Genomic DNA, 3307 nt, shown 5'->3' on the forward strand with positions numbered 1-3307 from the left:
GCCCTGTCGGGTGGGGTGCGGGTTGCACTGTGTGTTTGTGTGTGTTTCCGTCTGTTGGGAACCACAGAGTGGACGCGAGTTCTCGGGCTCCACACCGCTGCCTTACAACGATGGTGTGGATAGTGATTGTCAAGTTGTCGGCGTATTAGTACCAGTCAGCTGCACACCTTGCGGTGCTTCCACATCTGGCCTATCAACCCAGTCGTCTGGCTGGGAGCCTCTCCCCCCGAAGGGGATGGAAATCTCATCTTGAGGCCGGCTTCCCGCTTAGATGCTTTCAGCGGTTATCCATCCCGAACGTAGCTAACCAGCGGTGCTCCTGGCGGAACAACTGGCACACCAGAGGTTCGTCCAACCCGGTCCTCTCGTACTAGGGTCAGATCCTCTCAAATTTCCTGCGCGCGCAGAGGATAGGGACCGAACTGTCTCACGACGTTCTAAACCCAGCTCGCGTACCGCTTTAATGGGCGAACAGCCCAACCCTTGGGACCTACTCCAGCCCCAGGATGCGACGAGCCGACATCGAGGTGCCAAACCATGCCGTCGATATGGACTCTTGGGCAAGATCAGCCTGTTATCCCCGAGGTACCTTTTATCCGTTGAGCGACAGCGCTTCCACAAGCCACTGCCGGATCACTAGTCCCGACTTTCGTCCCTGCTCGACCTGTCAGTCTCACAGTCAAGCTCCCTTGTGCACTTACACTCGCCACCTGATTGCCAACCAGGTTGAGGGAACCTTTGGGCGCCTCCGTTACTCTTTGGGAGGCAACCGCCCCAGTTAAACTACCCACCAGGCACTGTCCCTGAACCGGATCACGGTTCGAAGTTAGATATCCAGAGTGACCAGAGTGGTATTTCAACAATGACTCCACGAACACTGGCGTGCCCGCTTCACAGTCTCCCACCTATCCTACACAAGCCACACCGAACACCAATACCAAGCTATAGTAAAGGTCACGGGGTCTTTCCGTCCTTCTGCGCGTAACGAGCATCTTTACTCGTAATGCAATTTCGCCGAGTTCGCGGTTGAGACAGCTGGGAAGTCGTTACGCCATTCGTGCAGGTCGGAACTTACCCGACAAGGAATTTCGCTACCTTAGGATGGTTATAGTTACCACCGCCGTTTACTGGGGCTTAAATTCTCAGCTTCGCCGTGAGGCTAACCGGTCCTCTTAACCTTCCAGCACCGGGCAGGCGTCAGTCCGTATACATCGTCTTGCGACTTGGCACGGACCTGTGTTTTTAGTAAACAGTCGCTTCCCACTGGTCTCTGCGGCCTTCAACGCTCCGGGAGCAAGTCCCTTCACGAATCCGGCCCCCCTTCTCCCGAAGTTACGGGGGCATTTTGCCGAGTTCCTTAACCACGATTCTCTCGATCTCCTCGGTATTCTCTACCTGACCACCTGAGTCGGTTTGGGGTACGGGCGGCTGGAACCTCGCGTCGATGCTTTTCTCGGCAGCATAGGATCACCCACTTTTCATCCGCATCACGTCTCAGCCTGGATGAGCGACGGATTTGCCTATCGCTCGGCCTACACGCTTGCCCCGGGACAACCATCGCCCGGGCTGGGCTACCTTCCTGCGTCACACCTGTTATCACGCTCACTCCACCAGATGGGGTCGCATGCCGCCCCGCGACGTTCCCCGAAGGGTCGGTCACGGCTTGGGATGCTTAGCACTCCTGGTTTCGTGTGGGCGGTTCTTCGCCGGTACGGGAATATCAACCCGTTGTCCATCGACTACGCCTGTCGGCCTCGCCTTAGGTCCCGACTTACCCAGGGCAGATTAGCTTGACCCTGGAACCCTTGGTCTTCCGGAGGACGGGTTTCTCACCCGTCTTTCGCTACTCATGCCTGCATTCTCACTCGTGTGCCGTCCACGGCTGGTTTCCACCGCCGCTTCACCCGGCACACGACGCTCTCCTACCCATCACCACGACTGGACCACGAAGGCCTATCGATATGCGGTAATGCCACGACTTCGGTGGCGTGCTTGAGCCCCGTTACATTGTCGGCGCGGAATCACTTGACCAGTGAGCTATTACGCACTCTTTCAAGGGTGGCTGCTTCTAAGCCAACCTCCTGGTTGTCTGTGCAACTCCACATCCTTTCCCACTTAGCACGCGCTTAGGGACCTTAGTCGGTGGTCTGGGTTGTTTCCCTCTCGACGATGAAGCTTATCCCCCACCGTCTCACTGCTGCGCTCTCACTTACCGGCATTCGGAGTTTGGCTGACGTCAGTAACCTGTTGGGGCCCATCGGCCATCCAGTAGCTCTACCTCCGGCAAGAAACACGCAACGCTGCACCTAAATGCATTTCGGAGAGAACCAGCTATCACGAAGTTTGATTGGCCTTTCACCCCTATCCACAGCTCATCCCCTCAGTTTTCAACCTAAGTGGGTTCGGTCCTCCACGACGTCTTACCGTCGCTTCAACCTGGCCATGGATAGATCACTTCGCTTCGGGTCTAGGACCTGCGACTGAATCGCCCTATTCAGACTCGCTTTCGCTACGGCTCCCCCACACGGGTTAACCTCGCCACAGATCACTAACTCGCAGGCTCATTCTTCAAAAGGCACGCCGTCACCCCAACAAGGAGGCTCCGACGGTTTGTAAGCAAACGGTTTCAGGTACTATTTCACTCCCCTCCCGGGGTACTTTTCACCTTTCCCTCACGGTACTTGTCCGCTATCGGTCATCTGGGAGTATTTAGGCTTATCAGGTGGTCCTGACAGATTCACACGGGATTTCTCGGGCCCCGTGCTACTTGGGATACCTCTCCGGCCGGCCAGGCATTTCGACTACGGGACTCACACCCACTCCGGTCCGGCTTTCAATCCGGTTCGTCTATACCTGACGCGTCACCGCGGCTGTCCGGCAGAACAGCCCGAAAGGTCCCACAACCCCGACCATGCAACCCCTGCCGGGTATCACACATGACCGGTTTAGCCTCATCCGCTTTCGCTCGCCACTACTCACGGAATCACGGTTGTTTTCTCTTCCTGTGGGTACTGAGATGTTTCACTTCCCCACGTTCCCTCTACCCGCCCTATATATTCAGGCGGGAGTCACCAGGTCACCACGAAGGGCCTGGCGGGGTTTCCCCATTCGGAAATCCTCGGATCACAGCTCGTTTATCAGCTCCCCGAGGCTTATCGCAGATTACGACGTCCTTCTTCGGCTCCAGATGCCAAGGCATCCACCGTTTGCTCTTAGAAACTTGAAATCACATGAGTTCGAATCGATCGACACACCCCGAAGGGCATGCAGATTGACCAATGAAATACGTCGAACGCACCCCGAAAGG

General features: G+C 56.4%; 1 rRNA gene. It reads right to left on the bottom strand.

Features of this window, described 5'->3' with window-relative positions:
• Positions 1-125 precede the first annotated feature (125 nt).
• Positions 126-3226, bottom strand: a 23S ribosomal RNA gene (locus ACZ4TW_RS23835).
• Between the last annotated feature and the right edge of the window lie 81 nt (positions 3227-3307).

The sequence above is a fragment of the Agromyces sp. NPDC029043 genome (assembly GCF_055564615.1).